The following is a 21,990-nucleotide window of genomic DNA, read 5'->3' on the forward strand; positions in this document are numbered from 1 at the left end:
TCCTCCGTGAGTTCCGATTGCTGCTATGTTTTCCATCGATTCCGGACAGAATTTCTCCCCATGCTTCCCACCGAGCGCCTGCGCGGCATAGAGGCCTTCGTCGCCACCGCCGATGCCGGCAGTTTCACTGCCGCCGCCGAACGCCTGCACCTGACCAGTTCGGCGGTGGGCAAGACCATCGCGCGGCTGGAGGCGCGGCTGGGAGCGCGGTTGTTCGAACGCAGCACGCGCCGCCTTCGCCTGACCGAGGCCGGTGAGGGCTTCTACCGCACCTGCGTGCGGGTGCTGGGCGAACTGGCCGATGCCGAGTCAGTGCTGGTCTCGCACGCAGACGCTCCCGTGGGCCGCCTGCGGGTGGATGCGCCGGCCACCTTCGGGCGCCTCAAAGTCTGGCCGTTGCTGCTGCAGCTGGCCGCCGAGTTTCCACAGCTGCATCCGCAGGTGACCTTCAGCGACCGCTTCAGCGACCTCGCCGAGGACGGCGTCGACCTCGCCGTACGCATCGGCGGTCCCGAGCCGCTGCCCGCCACGCTGGGCAGCCGCCAGCTCGGTTACGAATGCCTGCGCTTCTGCGCCTCCCCGGCCTACCTGCTCCGGCATGGCCAGCCCCGCTCGGCCGCCGAGCTGACCGGGCATGACGGTGTGCTGTTCGGACGCGCGGACGGCAGCATCGGGCCGTGGCAGGTGGCCGATGGCGGGCAGCGCAGTACACCGCTGCAGGCCCGCGCGCGCCTGGTGGTTGGCAGCGCCGAGGCCCAGGTGGCGGCGGTCGAGGCCGGCTTCGGCATCGCGCAGCTGGCCACCTGGCTTGTCGATGACGCGCTGGCGCGCGGCAGCCTGGTCTCGATCCTGCCGTCGCTGGACTGCCGCGGCCTGCCGCTGCGCCTGTTGTGGCCGCAAGGTCGGCAGCGGCTGCCACGCGTGGACGTGGCCCTGGACCGTCTCGGCGCCGGGTTGCAGATCGATCCGCCGCGCTGAGCGCAGCGCTATCATCTGTGGTCGCATCGGACGGCTGCGACTGCCGGTCGCATTGCCCGCATCCCGCCCCTCACCCACCATCCGCGCAGCGTTTCAGCGTGGGCAGGACATGGACGGATTCCCTTGGTTGCTGGTTGCCGCCGCCGGTAGTGCCATTGCGGCCCTGCTGCATATCGGCTGTATTGCCTTCGGCGCCGCGTGGTACAGGTACTTCGGTGCTGGCCCGCGCATGGTCCGGCTGGCACAGGCCGGGCATTGGTGGCCGCCGCTGATGACCGCCGGCATTACGGCCGTGCTGGTGGCCTGGACACTGTACGCACTCGCAGCCGCGGGCTGGCATTCGCCGCTGCCGGCCAGCCGTCTGGTCCTGTCGGGCATCGCCCTGCTGTTGCTGCTGCGCGCGGCGATGGGCTTCGGGCTGGCCCTGCTCCAGCCCGGCGACAACGGCCGGCGCTTCTGGGTGGTCAGTTCACTGGTGTGCCTCAGCCTGGGGCTGGCCTTCGCCCTGGGTACCCGCCAGGCCTGGCAGAGCCTGGGGTAGCCGCCTACCATCGCCCGCCCTTGGGGGCGGCGGAAGCAACCGTCAAGCATCTGCTGATGCCGGTACGGCATGAGGTCGGTGCCGATCGGCCTGAACCGGACCGCGTCCGACACGGCCGTACCGCCGCCCGCGCCCTACAATGGGCGCATGCAGATCGGCCCGTACACCATTGCCCCCAACGTCGTGCTGGCGCCCATGGCCGGCGTCACCGACAAGCCCTTCCGCCTGCTGTGCAAACGGTTGGGCGCGGGGCTGGCCGCCTCGGAAATGACCATCAGCGACCCGCGTTTCTGGAACACGCGCAAGTCGATCCACCGCATGGATCATGATGGCGAGCCGGCCCCGATCAGCGTGCAGATCGCCGGCACCGAGCCGCAGCAGCTGGCCGAAGCCGCACGCTACAACGTCGACCACGGCGCGCAGATCATCGACATCAACATGGGCTGCCCGGCCAAGAAGGTGTGCAACGCCTGGGCCGGCTCGGCGCTGATGCGTGACGAGCAGCTGGTGGCGCGCATCCTCGAGGCCGTGGTCAACGCGGTGGACGTTCCGGTCACCCTGAAGATCCGCACCGGGTGGGACTGCGACCATCGCAATGGCCCGGTGATCGCCCGCATCGCCGAGGACAGCGGCATCGCCGCGCTGGCGGTGCATGGCCGCACCCGCGACCAGCATTACACCGGCCAGGCCGAGTACGCCACGATCGGCGAGATCAAGGCCGCGCTGCGCATTCCGGTGATCGCCAACGGCGATATCGATTCGCCGCAGAAGGCGGCATACGTGCTGCAGCAGACCGGCGTGGACGCGGTGATGATCGGCCGCTCGGCACAGGGCCGGCCGTGGATCTTCCGCGAAGTGGCGCACTATCTGGCCACCGGCCAGGAACTGCCACCACCGTCGTTGGCGGAAGTGCGCGACATCCTGCTCGGCCACCTGCACGCGCTGCATGCGTTCTATGGCGAGCCGCAGGGCGTGCGCATCGCGCGCAAGCACCTGGGCTGGTATGCCAAGGACCGGCCGGAGAATGCGGCCTTCCGCGCCGTGGTCAACCGCGCCGAAGACCCGCAGAGCCAGATCGCGCTGACCACCGAGTACTTCGACCGCCTGATCGCCGGGGAACCGGCGTTGTCTTCGGCCGCCTGACCGCATCGCTGCGTCGCAGAGTCGAGCCTGCTCGACCGTCTTGAACACCGAGAGCCCGCCCCATGACCCCGCCGATTTCTTCCCCGACCTACCTGCACGGGTTTTCCGGCACCGAGCAGCAGCGCCTGATGACCCAGGCCCGCCTGCTGGAATCGAGCATCTTCGGCCAGATCGACTACAGCGGCGCGCGGCGCCTGCTGGAAGTCGGCAGCGGCGTGGGTGCGCAGACCGAGATCCTGCTGCGCCGCTTCCCCGAGCTGCACGTGACCGGTGTGGACCTGAGCGAGACCCAGCTGGCCACCGCGCGCGAGAACCTGGCGCGCACGCCGTGGTGCAGCGATCGCTACACCCTGCAGCAGGCTGACGCCGGCGAGCTCCCGTTCGAGGCACGCAGTTTCGACTCGGCGTTCCTGTGCTGGGTACTGGAGCACGTGCCGTCACCGGCGCGCGTGCTGAGCGAGGTGCGCCGGGTGCTGGCACCGGGTTCGCCGGTCTACATCACCGAGGTGATGAATGCCTCGTTCCTGCTCGACCCGTATTCGCCGCACATCTGGCGTTACTGGATGGCGTTCAACGATTTCCAGTACGACCACGGGGGTGACCCGTTCGTTGGCGCCAAGCTGGGCAACCTGCTGCTGGCCGGCGGCTTCCGCGACGTGCACACCGAGATCAAGACCATCCACCTGGACAACCGCGAACCGGCGCGGCGCAAGACGATGATCGCGTTCTGGGAGCAGCTGCTGCTGTCGGCCGCCGACCAACTGCTGCAGGCCGGCTCGGTGGACGAGGAAACCGTGGAAGGCATGCGTCGCGAGTTCCGCCTGGTGCAGAACGACCCGAATGCGGTGTTCTTCTATTCGTTCGTGCAGGGCCGCGCCACGGTGTATTGAGCCGACGCGGCACCAATGCTCCCGCATCCACGCATGGCGTGGATCTACTCGACAGCGCCGACTACGGGCGCATGCCAGATCCGCTGCCACATCGCCGCCAGCCGGCGCCCGGCATCAGCGCGCGCGGCGGGACTGCTGTAATCCGCCCGCAGCTGCTCGGGCGTGATTGGCCGCCACTGCCCGTCGACCTGCTCGGCCACGGCGAAGTTGAAGGTGTAGTCCGGTTCCAGGCCCATGCGCAGGTCGCTCAGCACCAGCCGGCCGTCCATCACCTGCGCACGCATGAAGCCACGGTTGAACCAGGTCAGCTGCTGCACCGCCGGGATGCCCCCTGCTTCACGCAGTGCCTGCACGTTGGACGCGTGGCCTTCGAACTGCATCGGCCCATGGTCGGCCACCAGCGAGCGGTCGCCCACCACGTAGCCGTTCGGCGTCATCGCCACCACCCGCCACAGCAGGGTGTTGAACGGCATCGGCACCGAGAAGCGCGGGGCATCGCCCAGGCCCATCGCCGCCAGGCTCTGCTGGGCAGCACGGTCGACCTGGGCCTTGGCGATCAGGCCCCAGCCCAGATAGGCACTGCTGGCCAGCAACGCCACACCCAGCACCTTGCCAGCCCAGGGGCGGGCGCGGCCAAACCAGGCCAGCACGCAGCCCAGCAGCAGCCACACCGTGTAGCCGGGATCGATGATGAAGACGCTGGAGCCCATGGTCGGGTGTGGCCGCAACGGCCACCACAACTGGGTGCCGTAAACGGTGAATGCATCCAACAGCGGATGGGTGACCAGCGCCAGCTGGATCGCCCAGAACCAGCGCACCGGTGACTGCGCAACGCGGCCGTTGCCGAAGCGCTTGAACAGCCACCAGATCAGCGCTGCCACCCAGGGCAGCACCAGCAGCGAATGGCTGAAGCTGCGGTGCTCGATCATGTTCGCCACGGGGTCGGCGGCGGTGAAGCCAAGCCACAGGGCATCGAGGTCCGGCAAGGTGCCGAGCGCGGCACCGGCCAACAGGGCCGCGCGGCGCTGGCCGGGCGGAGCGATGGCAGCGGCGACGGCGCCGCCGAGCACGATCTGGGTCAGGGAATCCATGGACCGATGCTAGCGGCTTACGGACGGTGCATGTAGAGCCGAGCCCATGCTCGGCTGCCGTTACACGCAATGAAGAGCAGCCGAGCATGGGCTCGGCTCTACAAGGGGACAGACGCGGGTTACGCCGCCTGCGACAGGCGCGCGCCCGGCAGCTCCACCAGCGTCTGGCCGTTGTGGTCCAGCAGGCGCAGCGCGCCATCGTGGTCTTCGGCCAGCGCGGTCAGGCTTTCCACCCAGTCGCCGTCGTTCGCGTAGACCAGGCCATCGCGTTCAATCAACGCAGCGCGGTGGATGTGGCCACAGATGATGCCATCCAGTCCGCGACGGCGGACATCGTCCAGCCCGGCCTGCACGAAGCGTTCGATGTAGCGTTCGGCGGCGCCGCTGCGCTTCTTCAGGAATTCAGACAATGACCAGTAGCGCATCCCCAGCAGGCGCCGCACCGCGTTCAACGCCTGGTTGCCGGTCAGGATGCGGTAGTACAGCCAATCGCCGAATTTCTCCTGCAGGCCGCCGAAGTGGGTCACGCCGTCGTACTCGTCCCCATGCGCGACCAGCAGCCGGCGGCCATCGGCGGTCACGTGGATGGCGCGGCGGCGCACCTGCATCGCCGGCAGTATCAACCCGCAGACCTGGCGCAGCGAAGCATCGTGGTTGCCGGGGATGTAGACGATCTCGGTCCCGGCACGGCGCAACGCGTGCAGGGCCTGGATGACTTCGCTGTGTGACTGCCGCCAGTTGGCCCGGCGGTGCGCCATCCACCACAGGTCGATGATGTCGCCGACCAGATACAACCGTTCGCAGCGCAGCTGCGAGAGGAACCGTGCCAGCTCGATGGCATGGCAGTGACGTGAACCCAGATGTACATCGGAGACGAACACTGCGCGCCGGTGCGGCGACAGGTTCGCCAGCGCGCTCATGCCAGCGTCCCCGCGTCGCGCAGGTAGCGTTTGCGCTTGTTCGGCCGGATCGCACACAGGTCCACTTCGATCAGGCCGTCGATCGAATCGCTGAAGTCCGGGTCCACGCCGAAGGCGAGGAAGCGCGCGCCACCGGGTTCACACAGATCGGTGTACTGGCGGTACAGCGTGGGCACGCCGGTGCCAAGTGCGGCCAGGTTGGCCTTGAGCACATCGAACGCGGCGCCTGCATCCAGCTCGCCGAAACTGGGCGGCGCGGCGAAGTACTGGAACGGGCGGTTCGATTCGACCAGGCCAGCAGTACCGCTGTAATAGCGCTGGTAGTACGCCACCAGCTGCTCGCGCGCATCGCGTGGCAGCGCCGCGCTGATCGACACGGCGCCGAACAGGTAGCGGATACCCGGCCGGCACTGCAGGTAGGCGCCGATGCCCTGCCACAGGTAATCCAGGCTGCGGCTGCCCCAGTAATCGGGCACCACGAAGCTGCGGCCCAGTTCCAGGCCCTCGGCGATGTGGGTGATGGCATCGTCGGAATAGCGGAACAGCGACGCACTGTAGAGCCCGGACAGGCCGTGCCGGGCCAGCGCATGGGCGCCGCGCATGATCCGATACGCGCCGGCGATGCGCTGCGCGGCCGCGTCCCAGATCACGATGTGCTCGTACCGCAGGTCGTAGTCGTCCAGGTCGCGGCTGCGCCCGGTGCCCTCGCCCACCTGGCGGAACGTCAGCTCGCGCAGGCGGCCCAGCTCCAGCAGCAGCGGTGAATCAGCGGTACAGGTGGCCAGCAGGATCTGCTTGCCATCGGCGGTCTGGCCCAGCTGGGTCGCTGCGGCAATCCCTGCGGCGACCTGCGAGGGCGGCACCGGGGCAGCCAGCGGCTCCGGACCTGCGCAGGCAGCGGCAATACCGGCTGTGCCATTGCGGCCCAGCGCATAGAGCGCGCGGCGTACCGCCAGCAGCTGTGCGCCCGGGTCGCCGCCTTTGCCCAGCTGCATTGGCTCGCCGATGCTCAGGCGCAGCGGGCGGCCACGGCGGGTGAACATCTCGCGCGCCAGCAGCGCCGTGCCAGCCGGCTTGAACAGGGTCGAGGCGCCGTAGAACAGTGCCGAATTGCGTGCTTCCACGCGCACCGGCAGCACCGGCGCACCGGCGGCACGGGCAAAGCGGACGAACCCGCGCTGCCAGCGGCCATCGCGGATGCCGCGCAGCGACAGGCGCGAGACCTCACCCGCCGGGAACACGATCACGCACTGCTCGGCGGCCAGCGCCTCCTCCACCGCGTGCAGACTGCCGCGCTGGGCCTTGCCGCCAAGGATGCGCACCGGCAACAGCAGGTCCTGCAGTGGCGCGATGGCCCCCAACAGATCGTTGGCCACGATCCGCACGTCACGACGGATGCGGCCGACCGCGTCCAGCAGTGCGAGGGCGTCCAGCGCCCCCGAGGGGTGGTTGGCGACGATCAGCAGGCGGCCGGTGGCGGGAATCTTCGCCAGCGCGGCCGGATCCACCTGGTACTGGCCATCGATGAATTCCAGGGCGGCGGCGACGAAGCCGAATCCGCGCAATCCCGCACTGCGCTGCAGGAACGCTTCGATCTGGTCCAACCGCGACCAGCGGCCGACACTGCGCAGCAGCGGCCGCGCCAGTTGGCCCCGGCGGCCGTGGAACCAATCGGGGAAGCGTTGCTGGAGACGCTGTTCGAGTTCCTGCATGGCGGATCCACTCATGCCCGGCGGCCGGATTGGCCGACAGCCTGCGCCCGGCAGGCGGCAGCCAGATGGCGGTTTCGGGGCAGAACGATGACGGCCGGCCTGGCAGGGTCGCGGCCTGCGCGGTCCGGGGTTGGACAGCCCCATCCGTCGTCACGCTGGTGGAACACTGGGCCTCGAGGCCGGGCCCAATCCCGTCACGACGGCCCTTGCCAGGCCTACGCGGGCTTAACCACCGGCAACCGGTACCGGTTCACAATGCACAGGCGGCGCACCCCGTGTATCATTCGCGCCCATCTTTCCATCCGAATCAAGGGATATTACGCCTGATGTCCAGCTATCTCTTCACCTCCGAGTCGGTCTCCGAAGGCCATCCGGACAAGGTTGCCGACCAGATCTCCGATGCGGTGCTGGACGCGATCCTGACCCAGGACCAGCGCGCCCGCGTGGCCTGCGAGACCATGGTCAAGACCGGTGTTGCCATCGTGGCCGGTGAAATCACCACCAGCGCCTGGATCGACCTGGAAGCACTGACCCGCAAGGTCATCACGGACATCGGCTACGACAGCTCCGACGTCGGCTTCGACGGCGCCACCTGCGGCGTGCTGAACCTGATCGGCAAGCAGTCGCCGCACATCGCCCAGGGCGTGGATCGCAAGAAGCCGGAAGAAATGGGCGCTGGCGACCAGGGCCTGATGTTCGGCTATGCCACCAACGAGACCGACAGCTACATGCCGGCCGCGATCCACCTGTCGCACCGCCTGGTCGAGCAGCAGGCCAAGATCCGCAAGAAGAAGAACTCGCCGCTGTCGTGGCTGCGCCCGGACGCCAAGAGCCAGGTCACCCTGCGCTATGAAAACGGCGTGGTCTCGGCCATCGACGCCGTGGTCCTGTCGACCCAGCATGCCCCGGGCATCAAGCAGAAGGACCTCATCGAGGCCGTCCGCGAAGAAATCATCAAGCCGGTGCTGCCGGCGAAGTGGCTGCACAAGGGCACCAAGTTCCACATCAACCCGACCGGCAAGTTCGAGATCGGTGGCCCGGTGGGCGACTGCGGCCTGACCGGCCGCAAGATCATCGTCGACACCTACGGCGGCTGGGCCCGTCACGGTGGTGGCGCCTTCTCCGGCAAGGACCCGTCCAAGGTCGACCGTTCGGCAGCCTACGCGGCCCGCTACGTCGCCAAGAACGTGGTTGCCGCCGGCCTGGCCGACCGTTGCGAAGTGCAGGTCTCCTACGCCATCGGCGTGGCTGAGCCGACCTCGATCTCGGTCACCACCTTCGGCACCGGCAAGATCAGCGACGACAAGATCGAGAAGCTGATCCGCAAGCACTTCGACCTGCGCCCGTACGGCATCATCAAGATGCTGGACCTGGTGCACCCGATGTACCAGCAGACCGCGGCCTATGGTCACTTCGGCCGCAAGCCGAAGGAGTTCAGCTACCTCAACGGCGAAGGCGAGACCGTCAACGCCACGGCCTTCTCCTGGGAGAAGACCGATCGCGCCGCCGCCCTGCGCGCCGATGCGAAGCTGAAGTAAGAAACACGAAGGGCCGCTCACGCGGCCCTTCTGCTTTCTGTAGAGCCGAGCCCATGCTCGGCTTTCTTTTTCCTGCGACAAGAGCAGCCGAGCATGGGCTCGGCTCTACAAGAGCTACGCCACGCCGATACAATCGCCCCATGTCGACCGAACTGAAAACCCACCAGCTGTCCATGACCGTGCTGATGTCGCCGGAGATGGCCAATTTCTCCGGCAAGGTCCATGGTGGCGCCATCCTGCGCCTGCTTGACCAGGTGGCCTACGCCTGCGCCAGCCGCTATGCCGGCAGCTACGTGGTCACCCTGTCGGTGGACCAGGTGATGTTCCGCCAGCCCATCGCGGTGGGCGAGCTGGTCACCTTCCTGGCCTCGGTGAACTACACCGGCACCTCATCGATGGAGATCGGCATCAAGGTGGTGGCCGAGGACATCCTCAAGCGCAGCGTGCGCCACGCCAACAGCTGCTTCTTCACGATGGTCGCAGTGGATGAAGAAGGCCGGCCGACGCCTGTCCCGCCCTTGCAGCCGGCAACGTCCGATGAAAAGCGCCGCCAGGCCGCCGCACAGATCCGCCGCCAGCTGCGCCAGGAAATGGAACAGCGGCACCTGGAACTGCTGGCGTCGAATCCGCCGTCGCCGGAGGAGTGAGGGCGTGCGGGGCACGCCCCGCACCCACCGAGGCAGGTAGCGCCGGGCCATGCCCGGCGGATACGCATCACCCGGTGTTCTGCACGCCCTGCGAAACACCGTTCACGCACGCCACGAGCGCGCGCAGCAGTTCGTCATCCTCGCGTCCGCTGGCCCGCCAACGCTGCAGCAGATCCACCTGCAGCACGCTGATCGGATCGACGTAGGGATTGCGCAGGCGGATCGACAGCGCCAGCCGCGCATCGTGGTCCAGCAGCGTCTGCTGGTCCATCAACGCCAGCAGCCAGTGCCGGGTGAGTTCCAGTTCACGCTGCACCTGCGGGAAGAAACGCCCATGCAGGTCGCCCGACAACAGCGAGAACTGCTCGGCGATGGTGATATCGCCCTTGGACAGCACCATCGCGATGTCGTCCAGGAAGGTGCGGAAGAACGGCCAGTCACGCGCCATATCGCGCAGGGTCTGTTCGTGGCCGGCATCGACCGCTGCCTGCAGGCCACTGCCCACGCCGTACCAGCCGGGGATGACCGCGCGTGCCTGGCTCCAGGCGAACACCCAGGGAATCGCGCGCAGGTTGCCCAGTGCCGCGTCCTGGCCGAGCCGACGCGAAGGACGCGACCCCAGCGTCATCCGCTCGATCACGTCGATGGGTGTGGCGGTACGGAAGTAGTCCATGAAGCCGGCCTGGCCAACGAACGCGCGATACACCTCGCTGCTGGCCGAGGCCACCGCGTCCATCACCGGCCGCCACTCATCCTCGCGCGGCTCGGCGGCACGCGGGCGCAGGCTGGCGCGCAGCACTGCACCGGCGGCCTGTTCCAGCGAGCGCAGGGCCAGCGCCCGGATGCCGTATTTGCGATGGATCACCTCGCCCTGCTCGGTCACCCGCAGGCGGCCATCGATGCTGCCGCGCGGCGACGCATCGACCGCGTGCGTGGTCTTGCCACCGCCACGGCTGATCGAACCGCCACGGCCATGGAAGAAGGTCAGGCGGATGCCGGCCTCGGCCGCCACCTCCAGCAGTTCCACCTGCGCACGCTGCAGGCCCCAGCGCGAAGCGGCAATGCCACCGTCCTTGCTGCTGTCCGAATAGCCCAGCATCACCATCTGCACGTCGTCGCGCGCACGCAGATGGGCGCGGTAGACCGGGTCGGCCAGCAGGTCACGCAGGGTGGCCGTGCCACGCTTGAGGTCATCCACGGTTTCGAACAACGGCGCGATGTCGAGCGGCACCGAACCGCCTTCTTCCACCAGGCCGCCACGGCGCGCCAGCGCCAGCACCGCCAGCACATCGCTGCGGTCGTGTGCCATCGAGATGATGTAGCTGCCCAGTGCATCGCTGCCATGCCGCGCGCGCGCATCGGCCAGTGCAGCGAACACCGCATCCAGCCGCTGGTTGCCCTCGTCATCGCCATTGGGCAGCGTGTCTTCCCCGCTGGCATGCGGGCCCAGCAGGCGCGCACGGCCCAGCGCATCCAGCGCCTGCCAGCTTTCTTCGCCGCCCAGCACCGCAGCCAGTGCGCGCGCATGCACGCTCGATTCCTGGCGCACATCCAACCGCGCCAGATGGAAGCCGAAGGTCTTCACCCGCCACAGCAGGCGCTGCACGGCGAAGCCGCCTGCATGTTCGCCGCGATTGGCGCGCAGGCTGTCGAGGATCAGCTGCAGGTCGTCGATCAGTTCGGCGGGGCCGGCGTAGGCGCCCCTGCCATCATCCAGCGTCGCCTGCAGGCGTGCGCGCATGCGGTCATTGAGCAGGCGGTACGGCATGTCGGCATGACGCGGGCGCGACTGCACCTGCGGCAGCAGCTGCTGGTACTGCGCCACGCGTGCCTGCAGCGAATCACTCACACCCACCCGCTCGGTAGACTGGCTGAGCAGGCTGGCCAGCTGCAGCAGTTCCTTCTGGTAGCGCCCCAGCACTGCCTGCCGCTGCGCATCCAGCGTGTTGCGGATGGTGGTGGCATCCACATTCGGATTGCCATCCATGTCGCCGCCTACCCACGTGCCGAAACGCAGCAGGCGCGGCAATGGCAGTTCTTCACCGTAGGTATCGCGCAGCGCCTGCTGCAGCGATTCGTACAGCACCGGAATCACCCGGTACAACACCTGCACCAGATAGAAGCCGACATGTTCGCGCTCGTCATCCACGGTGGGCCGCACCGGCGAGGAGTCGGTGGTCTGCCACGAGGCCGTCAGCGCCATGCGGAAGCGCGCGGCGTCGGCCGCGGCCTCACCTGGCGTGCGCTGGCCGTCGAGGTTGTCGACCAGGCTGGCCACCATCAGCTGCTCTTTTTCCAGCAGCGCGCGGCGCACCGCCTCGGTCGGGTGCGCGGTGAACACCGGTTCGATGTCGATGCGCGGGAGCCACTGCGCGAGTTCGTCCAGGCCCACGCCCTGCGCCTTCAGGTGCTGCAGCGCGTCCTGCAGGCCATCAGGCTGTGCACCTGCGGTACCGGCGCGCTGATAGTCACGGCGACGGCGGATGCGATGCACGCGCTCGGCGATGTTGACCACCTGGAAGTACGTGCTGAACGCACGCACCATGGTTTCGGCCTGCTGCGGCGTGCGCCCGGCCAGGCCATCGGCCAGCTCCGACAATGGAGCTTGATTCTCGCGGCGGGCGATGGCGCGGGTGCGCACGTCTTCGACGTCGTCGAGAAACGCGGCGGACACCTGTTCCACCAGCAGGTCACCGACCAGCGCGCCGAGCCGGCGCACGTCATCGCGAAGCGGAAGATCGGGAGAAGCAAACTCGATGCTGCTGCGGTACTCGTTCATCGGCGACGCACAGGCCTCGGTCAACGGATCCAGGCACCAAGCCTAAACCAGAACGGGCGTCGTGCTGCGATGCAAAAATGGTTTCATCTGCACGTATCCATGACGGACGCAGCCGAGCATGGGCTCGGCTCTACAAGCGTCGTGGCGCGTGACACCGTGTAGCGCCCGAGCCCATGCTCGGGCGGCGGCGCAGCCGCACAGGCGGCCCCGTTGCGGGGGCCGCCGTCACACTAGTCAGCGCTTCTTCTTCGCCTTGCCCTGCTCGGCCGGGCCGATGGTCTGCTCCAGCCAGCGCTCGCTCTCGGCCAGCATGGTCATGATCGATTCGCGTGCGCGGTAGGCATGCGATTCGTTCGGCAGCATCACCAGCCGCGCGGTACCCCCCAGGCCCTTCACCGCCGCGAACATGCGCTCGCTCTGGATCGGGAAGGTGCCGGAGTTGTTGTCGTCCACGCCATGGATGAACAGGATCGGATCCTTGATCTTGTCGGCATAATTGAACGGCGCCATCTTCTGGTAGACGTCCTGCGCCTGCCAGTAGTTGCGTTCCTCGGCCTGGAAACCGAACGGGGTGAGCGTGCGGTTGTAGGCACCGCTGCGCGCGATGCCGGCCTTGAACAGGCGGGTGTGCGCCAGCAGGTTGGCGGTCATGAACGCGCCGTAGGAATGGCCGCCGATGGCGATGTGATCGCGATCGGTCACGCCACGACGCACCACCTCATCCACCGCGGCCTGCGCGTTGGCCACCAGCTGTTCGATGTAGGTGTCGTTCGGCTCCTTGTCGCCCTCACCGATGATCGGCATCGACGGACTGGCCAGCACCACATAGCCCTTGGCCAGGAACGCCTGCGGGCCCCAGTAGCTGACCGCATTGAAGCGGTACGGCGAATCGGTCACCTGGCTGGCCGCCGCCGCGCTCTTGAACTCACCCGGGTAGGCCCACATCAGCAGCGGACGCGGACCATCGCGCTTCGGGTCGTAACCCGGCGGCAGCAGCAGGGTCGCGGTCAGGTCGACGCCATCCTTGCGCTTGTAGCGGATCTGCTCCTTCTGCACGCCCTTGAGCTGCGGGAGCGGATGGGCGAAATGGGTCAGCGCGCGCGGTGCGGCACCGGCATCGGCCAGCGACTGCACATAGAAGTTGGCCGGCTCATCCGGGCTTTCACGGCTCAGCAGCAGCGAGCTGCCCCGGTCGTCCAGCAGCGCCACTGGCGCGGCGTAGCTGGGCGCCTGCGAGTGGAACAGGCGGGTGGCCTTGCCCGTGGAGATGTCGAAGCGGTCCACGAACGGGCGGTCGCCCTCCGGCGATGCACCGGCACCGGCCAGGTACAGGCTGCTGCCATCGGCGGTGGTCTGCAGCAGCGAGCGCCCGCGGTCGTCGCTGGACAACAGCGGACGGCCCGGATCGGAATAGCGGTCCTGCGCGTCACGATCCCACAGCAGGCGCGGCTCGGCACCGGCATTGTCCGGGGCAATCAGCCAGGTCCTGGTCTTGCGCGTCTTCCACCACGACTCGGTCAGCAGGGCCAGGTCGCCACGGCCCCAGTTGATACCCACCAGACGGCTGCCGAGCTGGGCCAGGGTGACCGGCGGCTTGTCGAACGGCGCGGCCTGCATCAGCACCGCATCGCGCACCTTGGCCTCCCGGTTCGGATCACCACCGTCCTGTGCCTCGGCCCAGACCAGGGTGGCATCGGCATCACCCCGCCAGCTGATGTCGCGCACGCCGGTCACTTCGGCGTCGTTGCCGGTCGGCAGGCCTTCCACCAGCGGACGCACGGCCACGGTGTGCACCAGCTTGCCGCTGGCACGGTCGATCACTTCGATGCGGCGCGGGAAACTGCTCACCGGCACCACGTAGGAGTACGGCCGCTGCACCGGCTGGCGCAGCACGAAGCGGCCATCCGGCGACACTGCAAAGCCCATGAAGATGCCGGCCGCGCCGATCGCGCGGGTGCTGCCATCCAGGCTGACTTCCATCGGCTGGGTGGTGGCGTAGTAATCGAACTGGCGGGCGTCGGCCTCGTTCTTCAGCAGGTCCTGGTAGGTACGGATCGACACCACGCCGCCGCCCTGGCGGGTCTGCTGCACGGCCGGGCCGGTCGGAATGCCGTCGGCGGCCGGGGCCGCACCGAGGCTGGCAGGGCGGGTGAACACCACCAGGCCGCGGCTGTCCGGCAGCCACTGGTAGCCGCTGCCGATCACCGTGTTCAGGCCGGCAACCAGACGGCGGGCACTGCCACCGGCCACGTCCACCAGCCACAGTTCATTGGCGCCACTGGCGGCATCGACCTGGTTGAAGGCCAGCCACTTCTGGTCCGGCGACCACATCACACTGGCGATCGACAGCTTGGCCGGCAGGCCGCTGATCTGCCGTTCCTTGCCGTCGGCCACGTGCATCAGCCACAGCTTCTCGCCGAAGCTGAAGCGGCTGTCGGAGAACGTACGCGGGTTGATGCGCAGGCCGGCCAGCTTCAGTTCCGGCTGCGCCACCACCTGGATCGAAGGCAGCGACGGCATCTGCATCATCGCGGCCACGTCGCGGCGTGGCGACAGGTACAACGAGGGCGCACGGGGCGCGTCCACCACCGCCTGCAGCGCGGCCGACGGCAGTTCATAGCCGTTGACGCCCTGGGCCTGTGCGGCCGCAGGCTGCGGCGCTGCCGCCCAGGCCAGCGGGGCCACCGCCAGCAGTCCCATCGACAGGACCAAGCCGGTCCAGCGCCGTGTGCGGCGCGCGTGCATGCTCATCGTTCCACCTGTGTGATGCGTGAAAACACCGACCTTAACAGTCTGTGCACGCGATCCCATCTGCCGATGGTTGGGTCGTTCCGATGTCATGGCGGGGCCGCGATATAATGGGGGTTCTCCCCTGCCGAGGGGCGCTGCGACCGGATCCCACGAGGCCCGGCCAGGCTCGGTAAGGTGGCTTTGTAACAACGGCGCCCGGCTAGATGCGAGCACCCGCTCGTCCACAACCGGAGCACACGAATGAACGCTGTTGCCAAGACCTTCTCCACCGAAGGTGATTACAAGATCCGCGATATCACGCTGGCCGACTGGGGCCGCAAGGAACTGGACATCGCCGAGCACGAAATGCCGGGCCTGATGTCGATCCGTCGCAAGCATGCCGCCAGCCTGCCGCTGAAGGGCGTGCGCGTGACCGGTTCGCTGCACATGACCATCCAGACCGCGGTGCTGATCGAGACCCTGAAGGACATCGGCGCCGACGTGCGCTGGGCCTCGTGCAACATCTTCTCGACCCAGGACCACGCGGCCGCCGCCATCGCCGCCACCGGCACCCCGGTGTTCGCGTGGAAGGGCGAGACCCTGGAAGAGTACTGGGACTGCACCCTGGACGCGCTGACCTTCACCCTGGCCGACGGCACCCTGACCGGCCCGGAGCTGGTGGTGGACGACGGCGGTGATGTGACCCTGCTGATCCACAAGGGCTACGAGCTGGAAAACGGCAGCGACTGGGTCAACACCGCCTCGTCCTCGCACGAAGAACAGGTCATCAAGAACCTGCTCAAGCGCGTCGCCAAGGAGCGCCCGGGTTACTGGGGCCGCGTGGTCAAGGACTGGAAGGGCGTCTCCGAGGAGACCACTACCGGCGTGCACCGCCTGTACCAGCTGGCCCAGGCCGGCACCCTGCTGATTCCGGCGATCAACGTCAACGACTCGGTCACCAAGAGCAAGTTCGACAACCTGTACGGCTGCCGCGAGTCGCTGGCCGATGGCCTGAAGCGCGCGATGGACGTGATGCTGGCCGGCAAGGTGGCCGTGGTCTGCGGCTACGGTGACGTGGGCAAGGGCTGCGCCGCCTCGCTGCGTACCTATGGCGCGCGCGTGATCGTCACCGAGATCGACCCGATCTGCGCCCTGCAGGCGGCGATGGAAGGCTATGAGGTCAACACCATCGAATCGACCCTGGGCCGTGCCGACCTGTACGTCACCACCACCGGCAACAAGGACATCATCCGCATCGAGCACCTGAGCGCGATGAAGGACCAGGCCATCGTCTGCAACATCGGCCACTTCGACAACGAGATCCAGGTCGATGCGCTGGTGTCGTTCGCCGGCATCAAGCACGTCAACATCAAGCCGCAGGTGGACAAGTACATCTTCCCGAACGGCAACGCGATCTTCCTGCTGGCCGAAGGCCGCCTGGTGAACCTGGGCTGCGCCACCGGCCACCCGAGCTTCGTGATGTCCAACAGCTTCGCCAACCAGACCCTGGCACAGATCGACCTGTGGGCGAACAAGGACAGCTACGAGAAGAAGGTCTACCTGCTGCCGAAGAAGCTGGACGAAGAAGTGGCCCGCCTGCACCTGGAAAAGATCGGCGTGAAGCTGACCACCCTGAGCCAGGAACAGGCTGACTACATCGGCGTGCCGGTGGAAGGCCCGTTCAAGCCGGACCATTACCGCTACTGATGCCTGCGGGGTGCCGGCCAGCGGCCTGCACCACCGGAGCATGCAACACACGGAACGGGCGCCTTCGGGCGCCCGTTTTTTTACACATCAATGCTGTTGAATCTATGATTGACATCACCTAGATAAGCCTAAGGAAGAATCACGATGCAATGGAGAGAAGCTACAGAAATTGAGGGAAACAGCGTCCGAGTGCCACCCACTTGGCTCGACCTCTACTACTATGAAGCTCTAAACATTCTTTTCAGATTCGAGAATTCACTTAGAATTTTCGCCTACATAATTCTGAAGAAGGAGCTCGGCGAGAAATGGGATAATGCCGCCATCTCAGGCAACTCAACCATTAAAAGCGAGACAAAGAAGCGTTTAGCTCAAGCACGCGAGCATGGCTATCTCGGATACGAGGTAAGCTCCCCAATGCTCTACTTAAACAGCGGAGAGCTCACAACAATAATAACATCCGACGCATACTGGAAGCATTTCGCGCCCTATTTCAAGGCGACGAAACAGATTATACTAAACAAATTAAATGAAATCGGCACAGTAAGAAATTCACTTGCGCATTTCAGGCCGTTAAAAAAAGACGACCTCGATCTCATAAAGCAAAATACAAAACACGTACTTCTCGAAATTGAAACATGCATTGATCGAATCAACGCAATATCCAGTGCAACTCCTACAAACAATGACAGCGAGTGGTACAAAAAGCTTTCGTCAATCAAGAACGAGGTAGTCGAGATATCACTTTTCCAGAGCCAAGATCAACAATGGGTTCGCACCGAAATTGGCTTCAAAACCCCACTACTGGAAAAGAATCAATTCGGAACACATTACTTTTCTTATCAACTCGGGAAATTCCGAACCGAGGAAATGCTAAAGAAATATGACGGCATTAGAAATGCGTGCATTTGCGTAAGCGAAATACCAGCATTTGGAAACATATCTCATAATCACGACGTCGTATTCGATCAAAAGATTAGCATTATATTCCATCAGAAAAATCTCTCCGACGGGATAGAACCCATCTTCAGTGACTTCACAGAAATCGCCAAGAAGGCAGAAAGGGAAGTGGCGCTCCTTCATGAGGACAGACTAACTCTGGGTGAATTGGTCAAGTCCGAAAGCGCCAACGCGTCCTTCATCACAAACGTTGATAACCCATTTTGGAGCTTAAACATATCAAATCTCAACACTCCGCTTGAGAGTGTTGATTCCATTGAATTCTGGGGGCACCGATATCATTTCAGCTCCAACTTTGTGACTGACACGAACCACTACCCGTGGATGCCGACAGCTGTATCCAAGCCAGCTTGGGCAGGTATCTAATAACGCGGTTGCGTCCAGTCCTCGCCCTCAGGCGAGCCTCGGTCAAGGCAACACCCCCGCCCCACGCTACGATGTCCCCATGACCCCGGCCATCAACCTGCTCAAGCGCGAGAAGATCGCCCACACCGTGCGCAGCTACGTGCACGACGCCCACGCCGAATCCTATGGCGGCGAAGCCGTCGACAAGCTCGGTCTCGATCCGGCCCAGGTGTTCAAGACCCTCCTGGCCAGCACCGAGGCACACGAACTGCTGGTGGCGATCGTGCCGGTGGCCGGCCAGCTGGACTTGAAGGCATTGGCCGAAGCGGCCGGCTGCAAGAAGTGCGAGATGGCCGCCGCCGACGCCGCACAGCGCGCGACGGGTTACCTGGTCGGTGGCATCAGCCCGCTCGGGCAGAAGAAGCGCCTGCGCACCTTCCTGGACGCCAGCGCGCAGGCATTGCCCGCGCTGCATGTCAGCGCCGGTCGCCGCGGCCTGGAAGTGGAACTGGCGCCGGCTGACCTGCTGCGCCTCACCGCCGGCCACTACGCTGCCATCGGCAAGTCACGCTGATGCGCTGGCCGTGGTCTGCAGCGCCGATTCCCCGGCTCGACGATGCGCAGGCCGACGTGCTGCTGCAGGACCTGTTGTCGCGCGACGCAACGCGCATCACCGATGCCGCACGCACCGTCGCCCGATTGTTCACTCCCGCATCCCTGGAGGCGTTGAGCGCGCATGTGGATACGATTGAACGCAGCTGCCAGGGCGTCGCCCTTGGCGGCATGCTGATCAGCAACCAGGCTCACCTCAAGGCGGCCCTGCAACGGCTGCGCTACTGGCAGGCGCGCGAAGGCTGCCTGTGTGCGCTCTACCCTTCCTATGTGTTCTTCAGCCCCGAGCCGCTGCTGGAACAAGGTCACGTGCAGCTGCGTGCACGGGGCGAAGCGGAGGATGGCTGGGGCGAATGCTACCGGCTGACGTGCACCTGCTGCGCGCGGCAATGGAGCGCGACCGAGCGCGAGTACCACTACCGCTGGTGGGAGTGGAAGGCCGAGCCCGCCCTGCATATGCCCTAGTTGAGCTTGAACGTGACCGTTCCGCGTATCAGGCTCATGTCTGGCGCCTTGCCCGCCGCTTCACGCTCATAACGCCAGTCGCGCGCGTGCTTGAGCGCCGCCGCATCGAGCAGTGGGTACCCACTGGACCGGGACAGGATGATCGCCTGGGTCTTGCCTTGTGCATCCAGCAGCAGCATCAGCTCGACACCGCCCTGCTGGGCTTCGCGCATGGCGGCCGCGGGATACGCCGGGACCGACGAGAGCCGCCGCTGGTGCCAGCCTCCTTCCCGGGCAATCAACGGCGTGCTGGAAGAGAGCGGGCAACGGGCAGGCATCTGCAGGTCGAAGCCCGCAGCCCCTTGCGAAGGCCGGGTGGTGGCTGGCCCACCACAGGCAATCGCCGACACGCTCTGGAGCAATGACTGCTGACGCGAAAGCGCTGCTGCGTCATCCGCTTCCACATGGAACGTGCAACGCCCCGAGGTTGCCTGAGCCTGCAGTGACCCCACGCCCGCGTCGCGGATCTGCGTCACGTCGGACAGGGCCCCACAGGCAGCGCCGGCATCGTACTTTGCTGCCGAGCTTTCACTTGCGGCCAACAGGCCTGCGGCGACCCATGCAAACGGCATCCAACGTCGAACATCCATCCCTGTGCTCCCTGCGTTGATTCACCGCCATGGTAGCGCTCCACTGCCGTCACCCTGTTCACATGCCGGCTGTCCGGCCACAGCGTGGGCTCAGGGCCGCCAGTTGGCGTTGTTCTCCCAGAACGCCACCGAGCGCCGGTAGGCCTCCCGGTCCAGCGGTACACCGGAACCGCCCTCCTCCACGCCCAGCGCATTGCGCATCATCGTGATCGGCGCCATCGGCACCTCTTCCGGTTCGGCGGTGTAGATGCAGCCGACGATGCCCCAGTCGGCCTCGATCGGTGAACCTTCCCTCGCCAGCTGCCCGGCGCTGTACAGGATCACCACCAGGTAGTTCGCGCGCGGGGACTCCACACCCTCGAACCAGCGCACCAGTACCGGCAGTTCCTCACGGTTGCGCGCTTCGTAGCCGCTGCGCAGCAGATGGCGGTTGTCCTCGGTGACCGGCACCGTCAGGCAGCGCGTGCTGGTCCAGTTCTCATAGACGAACAACTTGCAGAACGGCGCGTAGCCGTCGAGCACCTTCAGCGGTGCGTGCGCATTGAGGTGTGCCTCGAACTGCTCGGCAGTGCAGTCCTGGATGGTGTTGCCGCGCGGCACGCGCGGGAACAGGCGGGGACGGGCGAAATCGGTGAGGACGATGGACATGGCAGGGCGTGATCAGGAGTTCCACCGCACAGGGTAACCGCCCCGGAGCCAGGCAGGGCCAGATGCCGATGGTCACTGGCGCCCGTGTCCGGCTTGCAGCACCCTGCGGACGACCCAATGCAAGGATTGCCGGCTCATGGATGCAGCACGCGCGTTGCCCCGTTCCGCCCACCGTCGGCGATGGCCGATCGTTCTGGCCATCCTCCTGCTGGCGCCGCCATTGCTGTTCGCCGCCGCTCTGCTCTGGCCGCTGTCGGCACCGCCGTTGCCCGAGCCGGGCAACAGCCGCGTGATCGTCAACGCGCGGGTGGTGGACGTCGCGCGTGGCCAGGTCAGCGCCCCCACCACAGTGACAGTGCGCGACGGCACGATCACTGCCATTGGCAAAGCTCCACGGGACACCACATTGCCGGTGCTCGATGCCGGTGGCCGCTGGCTGCTGCCCGGTTTCTGGGACATGCACACCCATGCACTGCAGCTGTCACCGCAGCTGCAGTTCCCGTTGATGCTGGCCAACGGCATCACCGGCACCCGCGACATGATGGACTGCCCACAGGCTACCGACCCGCTGATCGCCTGCGTGGCTGACAAGCGCCGCTGGACTGCACAGGCCATCGCAGGGCAACAGGTCACACCCCGCTTCGTGCAGATCGCCAGCTTCTATTTCGAGGATCCATCACTCTCGCCAGAGGCAGCCGCATTGCGGGCGCACGCGTACAGCGCCCGTGGCGTCGACGCGTTGAAGGTCTACAACAAGCTGCGTGCGGATACCTACCAGCGGCTGGCCACCGAGGCACGGCAGCTGCACCGTCCACTGGTCGGCCACCTGCCCAGGGCTGTGCCTCTGGAAGACGCGGTGCAGGCAGGCCAGCGAAGCTTCGAACACGCCCATCTGTTCGTGCGCCACTGCTTCGACAACGCGGTGGCATGGCGCGGTGGCGCGCTTGACGGCGACGACCCGACTGGACTGGCCGAACGCATGGTGGCCAGCTATCAGCCCGCGCTCTGCAGCAAAGCGTTCGGTTTGATGCAGGCCAGTGCTGCAGCATTCGTTCCAACGCATGTCACCCGCGAAGAAGATGCACGTGCACGCGACCCCGCCTTCGTCAACGATCCGCGCTTGGCCTATCTGGACCCGCTCTCACGCTGGGCGTGGCGTGATGACCTGCAGGCCACCGTGGCGCGCTATCCCGGCCGACGCGGCGAAGACGCACTGAAGACCTACTTCGAGCATGGGTTGGCACTGACCGGTGCGGCGCATCGTGCCGGCGTCACCGTGCTGGTCGGCACCGATACCGGATTGGGCGGCTTCCGCTACCACGATGAACTGCAGTGGCTGCGGCACGCCGGCCTGAGCCAGGCCGACGTGCTGCGCGCAGCCACGCTGCAGGCCGCGCGTCATCTGCAGTTACAGGCATCGCATGGCAGCGTCGAAGTCGGCAAAGCCGCAGACCTGGTGCTGCTTGATGGCAACCCGCTGCACGACACCGCCAATACCCGTCGCGTGCATGCGGTACTGCTGGCCGGCCACCTCTATGACCGCCCGCGGCTGGATGCGCTGCTGGCCTATGCGCGCGGGCAGGCACGCTCACCCGCCGTAATGGCACGCCTGCTGTGGGGCTTCATCACCAGCCCGGTCAGTGCCGAGCTGTAGCGGC

General features: G+C 66.3%; 18 protein-coding genes and 1 riboswitch. Of the genes, 11 read left to right on the forward strand and 7 right to left on the reverse strand.

Annotation, left to right across the window (positions count from 1 at the left end):
• The first annotated feature begins 60 nt into the window (after positions 1-60).
• From N5D45_RS02615 to N5D45_RS02630, 4 genes are all read left to right on the forward strand, one after another.
• Complete coding sequence (locus N5D45_RS02615) at positions 61-978, forward strand: LysR family transcriptional regulator (protein ID WP_279938423.1); 918 nt, start codon at positions 61-63, stop codon at positions 976-978.
• Between the two features lie 109 nt (positions 979-1,087).
• On the forward strand, positions 1,088-1,519 hold the full coding sequence (locus N5D45_RS02620; RefSeq protein ID WP_049482040.1) for a hypothetical protein: 432 nt from the start codon (positions 1,088-1,090) through the stop codon (positions 1,517-1,519).
• A gap of 147 nt (positions 1,520-1,666) precedes the next feature.
• Positions 1,667-2,662, forward strand: a complete 996-nt coding sequence (gene dusB / locus N5D45_RS02625) for a tRNA dihydrouridine synthase DusB (RefSeq protein WP_279938424.1) — start codon at positions 1,667-1,669, stop codon at positions 2,660-2,662.
• 62 nt (positions 2,663-2,724) lie between these two features.
• A complete protein-coding gene (locus tag N5D45_RS02630) occupies positions 2,725-3,552 on the forward strand; it encodes a class I SAM-dependent methyltransferase (protein WP_005415318.1) in 828 nt (275 codons plus the stop codon).
• Between the two features lie 44 nt (positions 3,553-3,596).
• On the opposite strand, the gene N5D45_RS02635 is transcribed toward N5D45_RS02630, so the two are convergent.
• The 3 genes from N5D45_RS02635 to N5D45_RS02645 form a co-directional block, all read right to left on the reverse strand.
• Positions 3,597-4,643 carry a metal-dependent hydrolase gene (locus tag N5D45_RS02635; RefSeq protein WP_010481878.1) on the reverse strand — a complete coding sequence of 349 codons (1,047 nt, stop codon included), beginning with the start codon at positions 4,641-4,643 and terminating at the stop codon, positions 3,597-3,599.
• A gap of 119 nt (positions 4,644-4,762) precedes the next feature.
• Entirely contained in the window at positions 4,763-5,563 is an 801-nt protein-coding gene (locus tag N5D45_RS02640; RefSeq protein ID WP_279938425.1) for a UDP-2,3-diacylglucosamine diphosphatase, read from the reverse strand.
• A complete protein-coding gene (locus N5D45_RS02645) occupies positions 5,560-7,275 on the reverse strand; it encodes a lysophospholipid acyltransferase family protein (RefSeq protein WP_279938426.1) in 1,716 nt (571 codons plus the stop codon). Before N5D45_RS02645 ends, N5D45_RS02640 begins: the two co-directional genes overlap by 4 nt.
• Before the next feature lie 326 nt (positions 7,276-7,601).
• On the opposite strand from N5D45_RS02645, the gene metK reads away from it, so the two are divergent.
• Both metK and N5D45_RS02655 read left to right on the forward strand, forming a co-directional pair.
• Positions 7,602-8,813, forward strand: a complete 1,212-nt coding sequence (gene metK, locus N5D45_RS02650) for a methionine adenosyltransferase (RefSeq protein ID WP_010481882.1) — start codon at positions 7,602-7,604, stop codon at positions 8,811-8,813.
• 140 nt (positions 8,814-8,953) lie between these two features.
• A complete protein-coding gene (locus tag N5D45_RS02655; protein ID WP_005415314.1) occupies positions 8,954-9,460 on the forward strand; it encodes an acyl-CoA thioesterase in 507 nt (168 codons plus the stop codon).
• 67 nt (positions 9,461-9,527) lie between these two features.
• Here the strand turns inward: N5D45_RS02655 and ppc are convergent, their stop codons facing one another.
• Both ppc and N5D45_RS02665 read right to left on the reverse strand, forming a co-directional pair.
• Positions 9,528-12,239, reverse strand: a complete 2,712-nt coding sequence (gene ppc / locus N5D45_RS02660; RefSeq protein WP_279938427.1) for a phosphoenolpyruvate carboxylase — start codon at positions 12,237-12,239, stop codon at positions 9,528-9,530.
• A gap of 234 nt (positions 12,240-12,473) precedes the next feature.
• Positions 12,474-14,990 carry a prolyl oligopeptidase family serine peptidase gene (locus N5D45_RS02665; protein ID WP_279938428.1) on the reverse strand — a complete coding sequence of 839 codons (2,517 nt, stop codon included), beginning with the start codon at positions 14,988-14,990 and terminating at the stop codon, positions 12,474-12,476.
• A 120-nt stretch (positions 14,991-15,110) separates the two neighbouring features.
• Positions 15,111-15,194, forward strand: a riboswitch (S-adenosyl-L-homocysteine riboswitch).
• A 36-nt stretch (positions 15,195-15,230) separates the two neighbouring features.
• On the opposite strand from N5D45_RS02665, the gene ahcY reads away from it, so the two are divergent.
• From ahcY to N5D45_RS02685, 4 genes are all read left to right on the forward strand, one after another.
• Positions 15,231-16,676, forward strand: coding sequence for an adenosylhomocysteinase (ahcY, locus tag N5D45_RS02670; protein ID WP_279938429.1), 1,446 nt, complete (start codon positions 15,231-15,233; stop codon positions 16,674-16,676).
• A gap of 144 nt (positions 16,677-16,820) precedes the next feature.
• Positions 16,821-17,999, forward strand: a complete 1,179-nt coding sequence (locus tag N5D45_RS02675; protein WP_141097673.1) for a hypothetical protein — start codon at positions 16,821-16,823, stop codon at positions 17,997-17,999.
• A gap of 79 nt (positions 18,000-18,078) precedes the next feature.
• Positions 18,079-18,552, forward strand: a complete 474-nt coding sequence (gene ybaK / locus N5D45_RS02680; protein ID WP_019338083.1) for a Cys-tRNA(Pro) deacylase — start codon at positions 18,079-18,081, stop codon at positions 18,550-18,552.
• Complete coding sequence (locus tag N5D45_RS02685; RefSeq protein WP_279938430.1) at positions 18,552-19,055, forward strand: hypothetical protein; 504 nt, start codon at positions 18,552-18,554, stop codon at positions 19,053-19,055. The genes ybaK and N5D45_RS02685 overlap by 1 nt, the downstream gene beginning before the upstream one ends.
• On the opposite strand, the gene N5D45_RS02690 is transcribed toward N5D45_RS02685, so the two are convergent.
• On the reverse strand, positions 19,052-19,684 hold the full coding sequence (locus N5D45_RS02690) for an energy transducer TonB (RefSeq protein WP_080354940.1): 633 nt from the start codon (positions 19,682-19,684) through the stop codon (positions 19,052-19,054). The two genes, N5D45_RS02685 and N5D45_RS02690, sit on opposite strands and share 4 nt — an antisense overlap.
• Before the next feature lie 90 nt (positions 19,685-19,774).
• The gene (locus N5D45_RS02695) at positions 19,775-20,332 is read right to left on the reverse strand and encodes a DUF3228 family protein (protein WP_099590105.1); all 558 of its coding nucleotides are present in this window, start codon (positions 20,330-20,332) and stop codon (positions 19,775-19,777) included.
• Between the two features lie 136 nt (positions 20,333-20,468).
• Here N5D45_RS02695 and N5D45_RS02700 point away from each other — a divergent pair, with 136 nt between their 5' ends.
• A complete protein-coding gene (locus tag N5D45_RS02700; protein ID WP_279938431.1) occupies positions 20,469-21,986 on the forward strand; it encodes an amidohydrolase family protein in 1,518 nt (505 codons plus the stop codon).
• Positions 21,987-21,990: the final 4 nt, after the last annotated feature.

Source organism: Stenotrophomonas sp. GD03819 (assembly GCF_029841665.1).
GTDB lineage: Bacteria > Pseudomonadota > Gammaproteobacteria > Xanthomonadales > Xanthomonadaceae > Stenotrophomonas > Stenotrophomonas geniculata.